Origin of the sequence: Candidatus Ruminimicrobiellum ovillum, assembly GCF_002392975.1 — a bacterium.
Lineage (GTDB): Bacteria > Elusimicrobiota > Endomicrobiia > Endomicrobiales > Endomicrobiaceae > Ruminimicrobiellum > Ruminimicrobiellum ovillum.
The window spans coordinates 335,318-350,446 of the sequence record NZ_DGIC01000009.1; the positions used below are offsets into that span (position 1 = coordinate 335,318).

Annotated in this window: 12 protein-coding genes and 1 tRNA gene; all 13 read right to left on the minus strand. The window is 32.1% G+C overall.

Annotation, left to right across the window (positions count from 1 at the left end):
• A partial coding sequence (locus tag B2Y85_RS04455; RefSeq protein ID WP_372519269.1) for a nucleotidyltransferase family protein occupies positions 1 to 434 on the minus strand: 434 nt, incomplete at its 3' end.
• 173 nt (positions 435 to 607) lie between these two features.
• Positions 608 to 1,624 carry a DNA polymerase III subunit delta gene (holA, locus tag B2Y85_RS04460; RefSeq protein WP_372519270.1) on the minus strand — a complete coding sequence of 339 codons (1,017 nt, stop codon included), beginning with the start codon at positions 1,622 to 1,624 and terminating at the stop codon, positions 608 to 610.
• The gene (locus tag B2Y85_RS04465; protein WP_372519271.1) at positions 1,625 to 2,101 is read right to left on the minus strand and encodes a phosphatidylglycerophosphatase A family protein; all 477 of its coding nucleotides are present in this window, start codon (positions 2,099 to 2,101) and stop codon (positions 1,625 to 1,627) included.
• Positions 2,102 to 2,103: 2 nt separating this feature from the next.
• Entirely contained in the window at positions 2,104 to 3,642 is a 1,539-nt protein-coding gene (locus tag B2Y85_RS04470; RefSeq protein ID WP_372519272.1) for a tetratricopeptide repeat protein, read from the minus strand.
• Positions 3,643 to 3,774: 132 nt separating this feature from the next.
• Positions 3,775 to 5,352, minus strand: coding sequence for a phosphoglycerate dehydrogenase (gene serA, locus B2Y85_RS04475; RefSeq protein WP_372519273.1), 1,578 nt, complete (start codon positions 5,350 to 5,352; stop codon positions 3,775 to 3,777).
• A 21-nt stretch (positions 5,353 to 5,373) separates the two neighbouring features.
• Positions 5,374 to 7,731: an endopeptidase La gene (gene lon, locus B2Y85_RS04480; protein ID WP_372519274.1), complete on the minus strand. Its 2,358-nt coding sequence runs from the start codon at positions 7,729 to 7,731 to the stop codon at positions 5,374 to 5,376.
• The gene (gene clpX, locus B2Y85_RS04485) at positions 7,728 to 9,050 is read right to left on the minus strand and encodes an ATP-dependent Clp protease ATP-binding subunit ClpX (protein ID WP_372519275.1); all 1,323 of its coding nucleotides are present in this window, start codon (positions 9,048 to 9,050) and stop codon (positions 7,728 to 7,730) included. Before clpX ends, lon begins: the two co-directional genes overlap by 4 nt.
• Positions 9,050 to 9,658, minus strand: coding sequence for an ATP-dependent Clp protease proteolytic subunit (locus B2Y85_RS04490; protein WP_372519276.1), 609 nt, complete (start codon positions 9,656 to 9,658; stop codon positions 9,050 to 9,052). The genes clpX and B2Y85_RS04490 overlap by 1 nt, the downstream gene beginning before the upstream one ends.
• A gap of 169 nt (positions 9,659 to 9,827) precedes the next feature.
• Positions 9,828 to 11,144 carry a trigger factor gene (tig, locus tag B2Y85_RS04495; RefSeq protein ID WP_372519277.1) on the minus strand — a complete coding sequence of 439 codons (1,317 nt, stop codon included), beginning with the start codon at positions 11,142 to 11,144 and terminating at the stop codon, positions 9,828 to 9,830.
• Positions 11,145 to 11,246: 102 nt separating this feature from the next.
• Positions 11,247 to 11,328, minus strand: a tRNA-Leu gene (locus tag B2Y85_RS04500).
• 179 nt (positions 11,329 to 11,507) lie between these two features.
• Entirely contained in the window at positions 11,508 to 13,295 is a 1,788-nt protein-coding gene (locus B2Y85_RS04505) for a hypothetical protein (protein ID WP_372519278.1), read from the minus strand.
• Positions 13,296 to 13,352: 57 nt separating this feature from the next.
• On the minus strand, positions 13,353 to 14,054 hold the full coding sequence (locus tag B2Y85_RS04510; protein WP_372519279.1) for a hypothetical protein: 702 nt from the start codon (positions 14,052 to 14,054) through the stop codon (positions 13,353 to 13,355).
• A gap of 174 nt (positions 14,055 to 14,228) precedes the next feature.
• Positions 14,229 to 15,119, minus strand: a complete 891-nt coding sequence (locus B2Y85_RS04515; protein ID WP_372519280.1) for a bifunctional riboflavin kinase/FAD synthetase — start codon at positions 15,117 to 15,119, stop codon at positions 14,229 to 14,231.
• Between the last annotated feature and the right edge of the window lie 10 nt (positions 15,120 to 15,129).

Genomic DNA, 15,129 nt, shown 5'->3' on the forward strand with positions numbered 1-15,129 from the left:
GTCAGCGTTATTCCGTAAGGGAACTTTGTTTCTATTCTTTTTAATACCATCGTGGCAAGCGCTTTTTTCTTTTTATGAAAAGCTACCGCGGCCGTTAAATCTATGTTTGAAAGCCCGTCTCCGGACATAACAACAAATGTGGAATCGAAAAATTTTTTACATTTTTTTAAGCCGCCTGCCGTTCCCAGCAAAGTTTCTTCCATGGAATAATTTATATCCATACCGAACTTTTTACCGTCACCGAAATAATCGGTTATCATTTCCGGTAATGTATGTAAATTCATAACTACAGATTCTATGTTATGCTTTTTTAAGTTATTTATAGTGTGTTCCATTACAGGTTTATTCAGTAACGGTATCATAGGTTTCGGACATTCGAAAGTTAACGGTCTGAGCCTTGTTCCCGCACCGGCAGCCAAAATAAAAGCTTTCATAAAATACTCCGTATTTTTGAAGATTGGAAGATTTGATGATTGGATGATTGGAAGTTAAATTGTAAAATTTGCTTTGCAAATTTTGTTATTATTTAACTATCCTCTTTTCCTCCACTCTTCTAATCTTCTATTCTTCCATTCTTCCAAAATCGCAAAGCGATTTTTTTATTATACTACTTACAGATAAATAAGACAAGGTTTTCTATTGCCGATTTATCGTCGGTTTTTCCTGTTTTTAAAGCAATATCCGTTTTTAAAATTTCTTTTAAACATCTTTTTAAATGCAAGAGAGTATATTTTGCTAAATTAGAAGCATATTTATATTGAAAATAAGAATAAACCCTGACATAATTTAAAGCATCCTGCGAAGTGTAATTTTTTTCTTCCATCAAACTCTTTGCCGTAACCATTTTTCTTACGGCGCCGGAAATTGTAGAAAGTAAACCGATAGCGCTTTCACCTGTTTTAAGCATTTGTTCCACAATAAACAAAGAATAGTTAAGATTTTTTTCTTCTATCGCATTTGCTAACATAAAAACGTTTATTTCTTTTGTAAAACCGCTTATTTTAATAAAATCTTCCACAGTAACATTTTTTTTATCTTTACCTAAATACAAAGATATCTTTTCTATTTCGTTAGATACATTTTGTAAATCAAAACCCGTATCGTTTACTATCTGTTGAACGACTTCCGGTTCTATTGTTTTTCCCCTGCCGTTGAATTCGTCTTGTATAAAAGCTTTAACATCTTTTTCATACATTTTTTTACAATCGACACAATAACAGCTGTCGCTTTTCTCGCATAATGCTATTAAATCTTTTCTTTTTGATGTGGAATTTTTTACTTTTTCCGGAAACATTAATATAAAGCAAGTGGTATCTACGGGATTTTCTATTATTTTTGTAATTATTTTGAAATCATCGTTTTTCAGTTTGTTTGCCATCTTTAAAACGACTATTCTTTTATCCGTCAAAAAAGGCAATGTTTCGACCGAATTTAATATATCCGAACCGGAACTTTCCGTCGCCTGAAATACTTCTCTGTTTAAATCGTCGGTATTTACCGCTTTTTCTATTCTTTTAAGACTGTCTTCCAACAAAAAGGTCTCTTCGCCGGCCAAAAAATATACCGGAGCAAGTTTTTTTGCCGACAAATTTTTTCTGAACATTGATACGGTAGAAAATTTCATTTAAAGTCCTTTAACAAAATATGTAATGAAATACAATATAATTGCAGCATATATTCCTGCAAAAATATCGTCTAAAATAACACCTGCGGCATTTTTCATTTTTTTATCCGCATAACTTACCGGGAACGGTTTTGTAATATCAAATAATCTGAACAAAATAAATCCGACAATATAAGGGATAACACTTTTAGAATATTTAAGTTTATCTGCCATTAAAAAAAATGTTACGGCTTGTCCTATGAACTCGTCTACTACAACAAAAGACGGATCATGTTCCGTATAAGACAAAACTTTTTTTACGGCAAATATTGATATAAAAAAAACAATCACCGTAACTAAAAACAAACCCGTAAACCCGAAATTGTAGTTTATAACAAAAATTACAGGTAAACTTACCAAAGAACCGAATGTTCCCGGCGCTTTAGGAAAATATCCAGCATAACAAAGTGTAGATATAAAAAACGCTAACTTTTTCATATTTATAAAACTATATCAACAATTTTAGAAACTTTATTTGTTCTGTTAAAAGTTTCTATATATTTTTCTTTCATTTCCCGTGCTTTTTCTTTATTTCCTTTATATTTATATGCTAAGGCTAAATTGTAGTATGTGTTGGGATTATCTTTTGTATATTCTAAAGATTTAAGCAAAACTTCTTCCGCTTTATCCAAATCACCGATTTTAGCATAAACCACGGACAAATTACCGTAATGTATTGCATTTGTCGGTTTTATTGATATAGCTTTTAAAAAATATTTTTCGGATTCTTTGTAAAGACCGCGTTCAAAAAACAATTGCCCGACCATAGCATTTGCCAAATCGGATTCGGGTGACATAGTTAACGCGTTAACCCAAAAAAATTCTTTATTTTGAAATTTTTGTTCATAATACAAAGTAACCGAAGAAAACATTAAAAAGAAAAAAGCTAATAATGCTATAAATTTTTTTGAATATATTTCGTTATAATTTTTTATCATTTCCAAAATAACCAACATTATTCCGATTAGAGGAACATATATTCTATGGTCAAAAAAATAGTTGTTTGACATTAAGTATGTAGGAAAAAGGAAAAATAAAAACCAACAAATACCGATTAAAACTATTTTTAAATCATATCTTTTTAACTTTATAAACAATAAAACAAAAACAAGAACAGATGCCGTACACAACAAATAATTAACTTTTAACAGTGCCGGGAATACCGACAATTTTACCGGAAAAAATATGTTTGCGACATATTTCGATGTTGCCGGAACAAGTGCCGTATAAAAGTTAGTAACCATTTCTTTAAATGTTGCCGAATACAGACCGCTTAAAACATATTTTCTGTAAAAAAAATAAATCAATATAATAAGCGATAATATTGTAACATTTACGATAATTTGTTTAACATCCTTTTTTTTATATAACAAAAATAAAAAATAAAATAAAGGAAGAACTATTGCGGTTTCTTTTGTAAGCAAAGCTAAAACAAAACAAAATAAGTATCCGAATAAATAACCGCTTTTAGTATTTTCAGTATATTTAACAAAAAAACAGCACGATAAAATTATAAACAATGCCAACAGGGAATCATTTCTGCCCGGTATCCAAGCAACAGCCTGAACTATTGCCGGATGACAAGCAAAAAGCAAACACAATATAAAAGTTTTTTTCTTATCATATCTTAAAGTTAAAAATAAAAACAGCGAAAAAACGGAAAACAAATGTAACAACAAATTTGTAAGATGGTAACCGAACGGTTTTGTTCCGTACAAATATTTTTCAATAAGGAACGTTAAATTTAAAACAGGTCTGCAAAATTGATCTCTTCCTTCACCGAAAACCGTATTTGAAAAAATTTTTCCTATATTTGAAAAAGTCAAATAATCTTGTCTGTCCAAAATCAAAACATCATCATCATAGTAAGAAAAATTAAAAAATAGTGTTCTTCCGTATAAAGAAAAAATAACTACGGCAAACATTACAAACACAAAAATATTAAAATGGTTGGTAATAAAATTTTTAATTTTTGACATTTTTTATATTAATAACATACAAAAAGCAAAACGGTAAAACATTTAGTTATACAAGGCGACAGCACGGCGAAGTTTACATTAATGGTAAATGAGCCGTGCTGCAACACAGTATAAGTTCAAAAGATTAACCGTTTATAGTATTACGTTCTTAACTTTTGTAACACCTTCAACTTTCGCTATTTTTGATATAACATCGTTGGAAACTTCTCCGTCTATTTCCAAAACGGTTACAGCCTGTTTTCCCGATTCTTTTCTTCCCACCGTCATACCTGCAATATTTATTGAAGCGGAACCTATTATTGTTCCCAATGTTCCTATAACTCCCGGTTTATCGGTATTATTTATAAATATCTTGTGACCTTCCGGTTTTACATCTACGGTTAAACCGTCAATGGAAACGATTCTTTGTTGTTTATCAAAAAGAGTTCCGGCAATAGAAAATTCGCCTTTATCCGTTTTAATTTTTGCACAAATTAAATTTGTATAATCTTTAACATCTTTTACTATAACTTCTTTTATGTTTATACCCCTTTCTTTTGCAACAGACACTGCATTTACGGAATTTATTTTAAGATCCAATATTTGACCTAAAATTCCTTTAAGATATGCAACAGTTAAAGGATTTGTTTTGAATTCGGAAACGGCTCCGCAATAACTTAATTCTATTTCGGAAATTCCTCCTTCGATAATTTGACCTTGGAAAGAACCGATTTTATCTGCAAGTTCTATATAAGGCATCATTTGTTTTTGTGTATCCCAATCTACCGTTGCAACATTGACTGCGTTTCTTATTAAACCTTTTGTAAAGAAATCTATAACTACGCTTGCCATTTCTATAGCAATTTTAACTTGAGCTTCTTCCGTTGAAGCTGCCAAGTGAGGTGTTGTTATAATATTCGGTGTTGTTTGAATTGACCAATCTACGGGAGGTTCTTTTACAAACACATCAAGAGCCGCATTTGCAACTTTACCGGATTTAACCGCTTCAATTAAATCCGCATCATTGATTATCGCGCCTCTTGCACAATTGATAATTCTTACACCGTCTTTCATTTTTGCAATATTTGCTTTATTTATCATTCCTCTCGTATCATCGGTTAAAGGAGAATGAATGGACAAATAATCCGCTTGTTTGAAAACTTCGTCTAATGTTGTTAATTCTATACCGTTATTTTTTGCAACTTCGGCATTTGCAAAAGGATCGTAAGCTACAACTTTCATTCCGAAAGACAAAAGTCTTTTTGCAACTTCATTACCTATTCTTCCGAGACCGATTAAACCTAATGTTTTACCGAATATTTCGTTACCCATAAACTTTTTCTTTTCCCATTTTTGAGACTGCATTGAAGTAACTGCGGCAGGAATATTTCTTGCCATAGAAAGAATAAGACCTATTGTATGTTCGGCAACGGATATTGTGTTTCCGCCGGGAACATTGGATACAACTATACCTTTTTGTGTTGCTGCTTTTTTATCTACGTTATCTACACCGGTTCCCGCTCTGCCGATAAATTTTAATTTTTGTGCCGCTCCTATAATTTCTTCGGTAACTTTAACTTCCGAACGAATTATAAGACCGTCGTAATCCTTTATAAGTTCTTTAAATTCTTCAGGTGAAGGTTTTGCATGAACTTCAACCTTAAAATCAGGATGATTTAACAATTGGTCTAATCCTTCCTGGCTGTCATAAGTCATCAAAATCTTGTACATTTTTGCTACACTCCCTCTCTATTATTTTATTTTTTTATCAAAAGCATATTTTATAACTTCGTCCATATGTTTAACGGGAATCATTTTTATTTTTTTCTTAACGTTTTCCGGTATATCAACCAAATCTTTTTTGTTTGATTCCGGGAATAAAACCATATCTATTCCCTCTCTGTAAGCAGCCAAAACTTTTTCTTTTAACCCGCCTATAGCCAAAGCTCTTCCTCTTAATGTAATTTCGCCCGTCATGGCAAGTTTTTTTCTTACAGGTTTATTCATACACACGGAAGCTAAAGCCGTTGCCATTGCAAGACCGGCACTCGGACCGTCTTTAGGAACGGCACCTTCGGGAACATGAACATGAAAATCCGTATCTTTAAACATATTCTCTTTTATACCGAGCTTTTTTGCCGAAGATTTTACATAAGTAAATGCCGCCTGAACAGACTCTTTCATAACATTTCCCAACTGCCCTGTAAGATTTAACATACCCTTACCTTTCATTTTGTTTACTTCTATGGTAAGAGTTTCTCCCCCGACTTCCGTCCATGCAAGGCCCGTAACAACACCTATTCCGTTTTCAGAAATTTTTTCTCTTTCGTAGTGCGGAACACCTAAATATTTTTCAACATTTTTAGCCGATATTTTAATACTGTCTTTTTTCTCGAGAGCCAACTCTTTAGCGGCCTTTCTGCAAAGGTTCGCCATTTCTCTGTTTAAATTTCTTACACCGGCTTCTCTTGTATAACTTGCTATCACTTCTTTTATTGCGCTGTCGTCTATTGTAAGTTCTTCATCTTTTAAACCGTGATCTTTCATTTGTTTTTTTATAAGAAACTTTTTCGCAATTAAAAGTTTTTCTTCATCGGTATAACCGGAAAACCTTATAATTTCCAATCTGTCGAGCAATGTGTTGGGAATATTATTCAATGTGTTTGCCGTAGTTATAAACATAACATCCGACAAATCGTAATCCACATCCAAATAGTGATCTCCGAATGCATAATTTTGTTCGGGATCCAGAACTTCCAACAATGCCGCAGAAGGATCTCCTCTCCAATCGCTGCCCATTTTATCTATTTCGTCAAGAATAAATACAGGATTACTCGAACCTGCTTTTTTCATAGACTGAATAATTTTTCCCGGCATGGAACCGATATAAGTTCTTCTGTGGCCTCTGATTTCAGCTTCATCTCTTACTCCGCCCATGGAAATTCTTACAAAGTTTCTTCCTAAACTTCTTGCGACGGATTTTGCAATTGATGTTTTACCTACTCCGGGAGGTCCTATAAAGCAAAGGATAGGTCCTTTAATTTTTTTCACTCTCGATAATACTGCCAAATATTCTATAACTCTTTCTTTTACTTTATCCAACCCGTAATGGTCTTCATCCAATATTTCTTTGGCTCTTACCAAATCCAAATTATCTTTCGTTAACTTTTTCCAAGGTAAATCCAACAACCATTCTATATAAGTTCTTATAACGGAAGCTTCAGGAGATTGCGGCATCATTTTTTCCATTCTTGCCAACTCTTTTTCGGCAACTTCCCTTGCTTCGTCCGACATTGAACTTTCTTTTATCTTGGCTCTTAATTCTTCTATTTCTTTGGAATTATCATCTTTTTGTTTTAACTCTTTTTGTATAGCTTTCATCTGTTCGTTAAGATAATATTCCTTTTGATTCTTTTCTATTTGGTTTCTTACTCTGTTTTGTATTCTTCTTTCTATATTTAAAATTTCAATTTCGGTATTTAAAATTTGAATTATTTTATTTAATCTTTTTAACGGATTTACGGCTTCCAATATAGCCTGTTTTTCACTGCTCTTTATGGAAATATGAGAAGCTATTGTATCTGCAAGTTTTGAAGGATCCTGTATATTCGAAACGGATATCGATATTTCCATCGGCATTCTGGGATTAAGTTTTACATACTGTTCAAAAAGAGCAACTATCCTTCTCATAACGGCTTCAACTTCGGGAGTTCTTTCTATATTTTCGTCAAATATATTTAAGCCTACTTCAACATATCCTTTATCGGTAAGTTTGAATTCCGTCCATTCGGCTCTTGCAACACATTCTATTAAAATTTTTAATGTTCCGTCGGGCATTTTCAACATTTGCAAAACTTCACAAACCGAACCGATATGGTAAATGTCGTCCGGTGACGGATCTTCTATTTGTAAATTTTTTTGAGTTGCAACAAAGATATATCTTTCGGAAGTCATTGCTTCTTCAAGAGCTCTTATGGATTTTTCTCTGCCGACGGCAATAGGCAACACCATTGAAGGAAAAACAACCACATCTCTTACCGGTAACATCGGTAAAATCGTAGGTAAATCATTACTTTTTTTAAAATTTAAAGTTTTTTCCATTTCACTCATGCAATCTCCTTTGGACCTGCTTTTGTTTTTGTGTCATCAAGTAACTGCTGAGATTCTATTTTTTCAATATTGTCTGCCGCAAACATTTTCGGCATAGACTTCTTTTGTATTGTTTCCAAATCCACTACACATTTTTTTATTTTGTCTTCATGGAACATTTCAAACATTGTTTCCATTAAAATACCTTCTATCATTGATCTTAAACCTCTTGCACCCGCAGATCTTTTAAGAGCAATATTTGCAATTTCCTTTAAAGCTTCCTTTTCAAAAACCAAATCTATTTTTTCCATAGCAAACATTTTTGTATATTGTTTAACTAATGAATTTTTCGGTTCGGTTAAAATTCTTACCATATCATCCGCGGTAAGATGTTCCAATGTCGAAACTATGGGAAGCCTTCCCACAAGTTCAGGAATTAAACCGTACTTTATTAAATCGTGTGTTTCAACTTGTGAAAATAATTTATCTTTATCGGCAAGAATTTCTTCTTTTGATAATTTCTCTTTATTGTTTACGAAACCTATACCTTTTTTATTTAATCTTGTTTCTATTACTTTTTCTATACCGTCAAATGCACCGCCGCAAATAAACAATATATTTGTGGTATCGACTTTTATACATTCCTGTTGCGGATGTTTTCTTCCGCCCTGAGGAGGAACATTTGCAACGGTACCTTCTATTATTTTTAAAAGTGCCTGTTGAACACCTTCACCGGAAACATCCCTGGTGATAGATCTGTTTTCCGATTTTCTTGCTATTTTATCTATTTCATCAATATAAATTATACCGCATTCGGCTCTTTTGACATCGTAAGAACAATTCTGCAACAATCTAACCAAAATATTTTCTACGTCATCTCCCACATAACCGGCTTCGGTTAATGTTGTTGCATCGGCTATCGCAAAAGGAACATCCAACATTCTGGCAAGAGTTTGTGCAAGTAATGTTTTACCAGTACCCGTAGGACCTAATAACAAGATATTGGATTTTTGAAGTTCTACATCGGATCCGGTTTCTTCGGCATTTGCCTGTATTCTTTTATAGTGATTGTAAACAGCTACCGATAAAACTTTTTTTGCCTGTTCCTGCCCGATAACATAAGCATCCAAAAACTTCTTTATATCTTTCGGTTTGGGAACGGGTTTTATCGTTTTTTTGACTTCAGACTTTTCAAGCCTGTTCAATATATCGTTGGAAGCTTTTATGCAATCCGAACAGATAATAGCCCCGCCGCCGCCGATAAATCTTTTACCGCTGGATTTCGGTTTACCGCAAAACAAACATTTTTGTTCTTTGTTTCCGTTATTATTATCTGCCATTATTTTTTCCCGGGAATTATAATTTCATCTATCAAACCGTATTCTTTTGCTTCTTGTGCCGACATATAACAATTTCTTTCCGTATCGGCAATAATTTTTTCTCTTGTTTGTCCGGTATGTCTTGCCAAAATGTCCGCCAATTTATTTTTTGTTAAAAGCAACTCTTTTGTTTCAACATCTATATCGGTAACCTGCCCCGATAATCCGCCGCCGTATATTAACGGTTGATGTATCATTATTCTCGAATGTTCCAAAGCATATCTTTTACCTTTTGAACCTGCAGCAAGCAACACTGCACCGAAAGACATTGCCATTCCCATACAAATCGTAGTTATGGGACTTTTAATATATTGCATCGTATCATAAACCGCAAGACCTGCGGTAACTATTCCGCCCGGAGAGTTTATATATAGATTTATATCTTTTGTGTTATCTTCGGCATCCAAATACAAAAGCTGAGCTATCAAAGCGTTTGCGGAATCGGTTGTTACGGCACCTTCCGCACCGCCGACAAAAACTATTCTGTCTTTTAAAAGTCTTGAATATATATCGTAACCTACGGAAGTGTTTCCGCTTTTATCTATTACCGTTGGTATAAAATTAGGCATTTTACCTCCTAAAAATTTCTATGAAATTTTGAGGTATGGAAGAATTGATGCATGGAAACGACCTAACTGCGAGATTCCGCATCAAGTGCGGAACGACATATTTGTTGTTGTTTCTATACCTCTATACTTCTACCCCTCTTATGCCTCAATAAAAATTGCTCTGCAATTTTTATTTTACCGGCATATCTTTTTCGCTTTCACTGATTTTCGCATTATCAACTAAAAATTTAAATATTTTTTCTTCTTTCAAAGAAGCTGCTATATTTGCTTTGTTTTCTTTAAAGTAATTTTCAACATCTTCTTTTCTTGTAGGGTTGGAATCCAACATTTTCTGCTTTTCGTCATCCAATTCTTTATCACCGACTTCAATTTTTTCATCTACACATATACCGTTTAATATGTAAGATAATCTGACATTTTTTTCCGCTTCTTCACCGTACTTTTTGTCGGATGCTTCTACCTGTTTTGCAATAAATTCTTCGTTTGCACCTTGGCTTTTCATATAGTCTGACATTCTTTTAATTAAATATCTTTTCTGTTGCAAAACTATTGATTCGGGAACATCGAATTTATTTTTATCTAACAAATGTTCTATTATTTGTTTCTCAACTTCACCGTTTTGTCTTCTTGTTTCTTCGTTTTCCAAAGATTCTCTTATTTTTTTCTTTAAATCGTCAAGATTTTCAAGCCCCATATCTTTAGCGAAATCATCGTTAAGTTCAGGTAATTCTTTTTCTTTTATTTCTTCTATTGTCGTTTTAAATACAACTTTTTTACCTGCCAACTCTTTATTTAAATAATCCTTGGGATATTCTATTTCTATATCTTTCGTATCACCTTTTTTTGCACCTTTTAAACCGTCTTTAAAACCTTTCAATGTGTTTTCGGCACCCAAATCTATCATATGTTCTTTAGCTTTTATTTTTTCTATAGCTTTACCGTCACAAAAACCTTCATAACTTACAATAACAAAACTGTCTTTTTTTACTTCACCTGTTTTTGATACTATAAGTTTTGCGTTTCTGTCCAACAAAACATCAAGATTTTTGTTTATGTTTGCATCGGTTACTTTATACTTTTCTTTTTTTATTTTTATATCTTTATAATCTTTTACTTTTACTTCCGGCTGACATTCCGCTTTAAAAGAATACTTTAATGTTTGACCGAATTCATATTCGATATTTGTAATAACCGGCATATCTATCGGTGCAAAATTTTCTTTTTCCAATGCACTAAAAACAGTCTTTTTTACCATATTTTCAATCAACTGTTCTTTAGCAACATCCGGATAATTTCTTTTAATTATATCCATAGGAACTTTACCGGTTCTAAAGCCGGAAACTTTTGCCGTTTGTTGAATTGATTCATAAACGGATTTTAATTCTATATCGGTTTGAGAAGGTTCTATTTCAACTTCCATAGATATTAAACACGGTTTTTTTTCTACAACTTTTGATTTGAATTCATACTTGGTAGCACTACTCATGATAACCCCTTATATAATTTATAATTTACAATTTATAATTTATAATTAACGAACAAACGACAATTAGAAATTAAAAATTAGTATTCTATTAACAACATAGAATGCGGATAGAGGGACTTGAACCCCCACACCTTACGGTATATGGTCCTAAGCCATACGCGTCTGCCAATTCCGCCATATCCGCATTACAAAAACTACATACCCACTTAAGTTTAGATTATATCATTTTGGATAGTTTTTAGTCAATTTAAAAAGACAATTAAAAATTAGCAATTAGAAATTAGTAATTAATGTAAAAAACGGAAAGGTTTCTCTTCCCGTTTTTTATTTTATATATTATCTAAATAAATTATAAGCTGTAACCTATTTACTGGCTTTTGTTAAATCAAAAGTATAAGATTTACCGTTAGCCATTGTAAATGTTATTTTTGCTATTGCTATTATATCATTTTGAATACTGAAAACCGCGGATTTAAGGGCTTTATCTTTCATATTACTGAAATTCCTTTCAAATTCTTCAGCTTCTTTTATGGGAACAGCTAATTCTATCTTATTCCAAGACAGAAGTTTTTTACCGTTATCGGAATTTTTTTCTGTTTTAGTTTGTTTATTTCCTTCTTGTTTATATGTTGTGGTAACATTTGTTTTTGTAGCAGGGAAATTAACATATTCTTTAATTATAAACTTTTCGGCTTCAGCATCGTAACCGTCTAATTCTATTGTAATTTTATCTTTAAATTGATCGGTATATTCAATACCGGCTTTTTCCATCTTTTCCAAAACATACTGTTTTTGTTTTTCTTGATCGTTCATTCTTGCCTGATAATCGGCTTCCTTTTCGTATTTACCTTTTTCATTTACATAGTTTTTCACCTTATCAGTACACCATAAAGTAAAAGAAGTTAAAGGCAAAATATCATTTACCTGATTATAAAAAGTAGTTACATCATCATAAACAACAGGAACTATCACTTGTCCTTCAGAATTTACCGCGCCGAACTTATTATTTTTTGAAACGGCAAAAATATCACTTTTATTTGCGAAATTAGGTAATGAAGTTATTGTATCATATATCGCTAATTCCGAAGATAATTTTTTGCCGTAACAACCGAAAACAGAAACGGAATCCTGTTTCTTTGCCGTATAAACAACTTCTGCTTTCGTTTTATCTTTAAATTGGTCCATAAGATTAGGATAAACATCAATGGAATCGTATTCTGCAGGAACTTCTATTTCATAACCGTAATAACCGTATTTATAACTTTTATCTACATTAGAATCCGGAAAAAACAATATAACTCCAACTTTACCATTTTTATCTATCAGTAAAATATTTTTATAACCTGTTTGCAAAGTTTTAAGTTCTTTAAGTTCATCATTGTCATCTATGGAAAAAAACTTATGTTCTTTTACTATATTCCAATATTTTTCTTTTTCATCGTATTGTCTGCCGTAATACATCCAAACAAGTTTATCTTTATTTGCATCTTCAACTTTCTGATCGGTAGTAGAAGTTTCGGCAGGTTTATAACTAAGTATTCTCATATTACCGCTTTTTCTTATCCAATAATTATCATTTTTTTTAACTTTCCTAAATACTCCCCAATTTGTATTTGTGTTTCCTTTTTTATTAGGATTTAAAACCCATCTTTTAGTTCTTCTATTATAAATACCGTAAGCTCTTCCGCCACGAAATTTTAAATCTCCTTCCTTTACAATATAATCACCGCTATCCCAAAATTGTTCATCTCTTAAAAGGATTTTTTCTTCTTGAGATTTTGCAGCATTTTCAGCATTTATTGCTGCTTGTTCTGCCGCTTTTGCAGCTTCTTCTTTTGCAATTTGTTCCGGAGTCTTTGCAGGGGTAGAAAACAAACTTGCAAGTGCTGCACCAACCGCCATAGATGTTGCCTCTATCATTGCTTTTTCCGCAGTATAAGAAGAACCCGAAGACGATGATTTTGATGAACTGCTTGTTGATCCTCCTCTATAAGAAGGACACCAAGTTTCATGTCCGCTTGCTCTCTCACAATATCCGCAAACAGCATCACTTACCGGTGGAACATATACTGCGAAAAGATTTGATACTATTGAAAAAACAAACAGTAATGCAACCAACACTCTTATAACATTAAAACTTAACAATTTCATTTTATACCTCTTTTACAAATCAATTTACAACCTTCAAAATTGTTAAAGGAAATTTTATTATTCTTTTCCTTTAAATCTTCCTTCTTTGTTTGAAATTGATTTTCCAAAATGAAAATTATAACCTATATTAAGTCTAAGTCCGCCGTAAGTTGTACCGAAGAAAAGAGTATCATCTCCTTGTCTTTTTGACTTCGTATATGTATCAATGAAGCCTCCTGAAAAAGTATACATTAATTCAATAAAGAAACTTTTCTTTATTTTAGTTCCTATACCTATACCATAATAAAGACCCAGCATTCCGGGATCGATATCATCATTAACTTCACTTTTTACTTCTTTATATGGAACAGAAATACCTATATGTATAGGAAGATATATATCAATTGCATTGGCTATATTTGATTTAAGATTAGGGTTAATCATAAAATATATATTATATAGTCCGATTTTAACTGCACCATCGCTGTCTTTTACTTCAGTTGCAGGCATATATTCAACGGCAAAACCATAGCCGGAAGAATCGATATTATTAAAAAACAAATATCCTATACTAAACGAATACGAACTTTCAAGATCAAATCGTTCTACTACTTTATTAACTGCTGCAGCACCTGCTTGGTTAAATCCATATCCTACTTTTACAGGTATTGCATATCTGCCGATTTCAATCTCATCATCATCTAATTCTTTTGCAAAAGCAGATGACAACGGTGAAACAACAAATGCCACCAACAACAAAAATGCTAAAAATTTTTTCATACTTTTTATTCTCCTGTTTTTTAAATAAAAAAAAGAGTGGAAGATTATTTTAATAACCTAACCACAATTTATTGTATTTTTATATTTTTTGTTATAAAAAAATGTTCTATAAAAGAAAGAATATCTGTCTGTCTATAAAAAATATCTGCAAAATTTATCATATTATGTATACTATCAAAATGCTAACATATTTTCAATACATACTTTCTTTGTAAAATCAGTATCTTTTTTTATTGCTTGTTTTAACAACTCAATATTTTTAAATTTTTTTTCTTTTCTTATAAAATCGTAAATATAAATAACAGGATTTTTTTCTTTCCAAACACCCGAAAAATTTAATAAATGAATTTCTACCGACAATTTGTGTTCTTTTAAATCCACTGTCGGTCTTGTTCCTATATTCAGGACACCGCAATACATATTATTTTTTTTGTCGCTTACCATACATGCAAAAACACCTTTCGGTAACAGTTTTGTATCATCAACTTTAATATTTACGGTAGGAAATCCTAATGTCCTGCCTATTTTGTTACCTGATACATGTTTACCGGTAAAAGAAAAGGTTCTGTTAAGCATTTTATTTGTATCTTTTATATTGCTTTTTGTTATAAGGTCACGAATTTCGGATGATGAAACAATTTTGTTTTTTACTTTTACCGGCTTTATTACGGTAAGTTTTATACCGTATTTTTTTACATTTTTTTTAAGCCAAGCAACATTTCCGTTTCTATCTTTACCGAAAGTACAATCATAACCGACAACAATATGTTTTGCTTTCAGTTGCTTTACAAAAACCGTTTCAAAAAAATCTTCAGCGGTAGTAGATAATATTTCTTTTGTTACCGGAAGCAACAATATTTCATCAACACAAAAAGAGGCTAAAAGATTAACTTTTTCTTCCGTTGTAGTTATAAGTCCGTTTACTTTTTTTACGGGATTTTCAAAAGACAACACAATGCTTTTTAAATTGTCTTTTTTTGCAACATCAACAACTTTATTTAAAATGGCTTGGTGCCCTTTATGAACACCGTCAAATGTACCGATAGTAATAACCGAGTTTTTCATAATTTAAAAA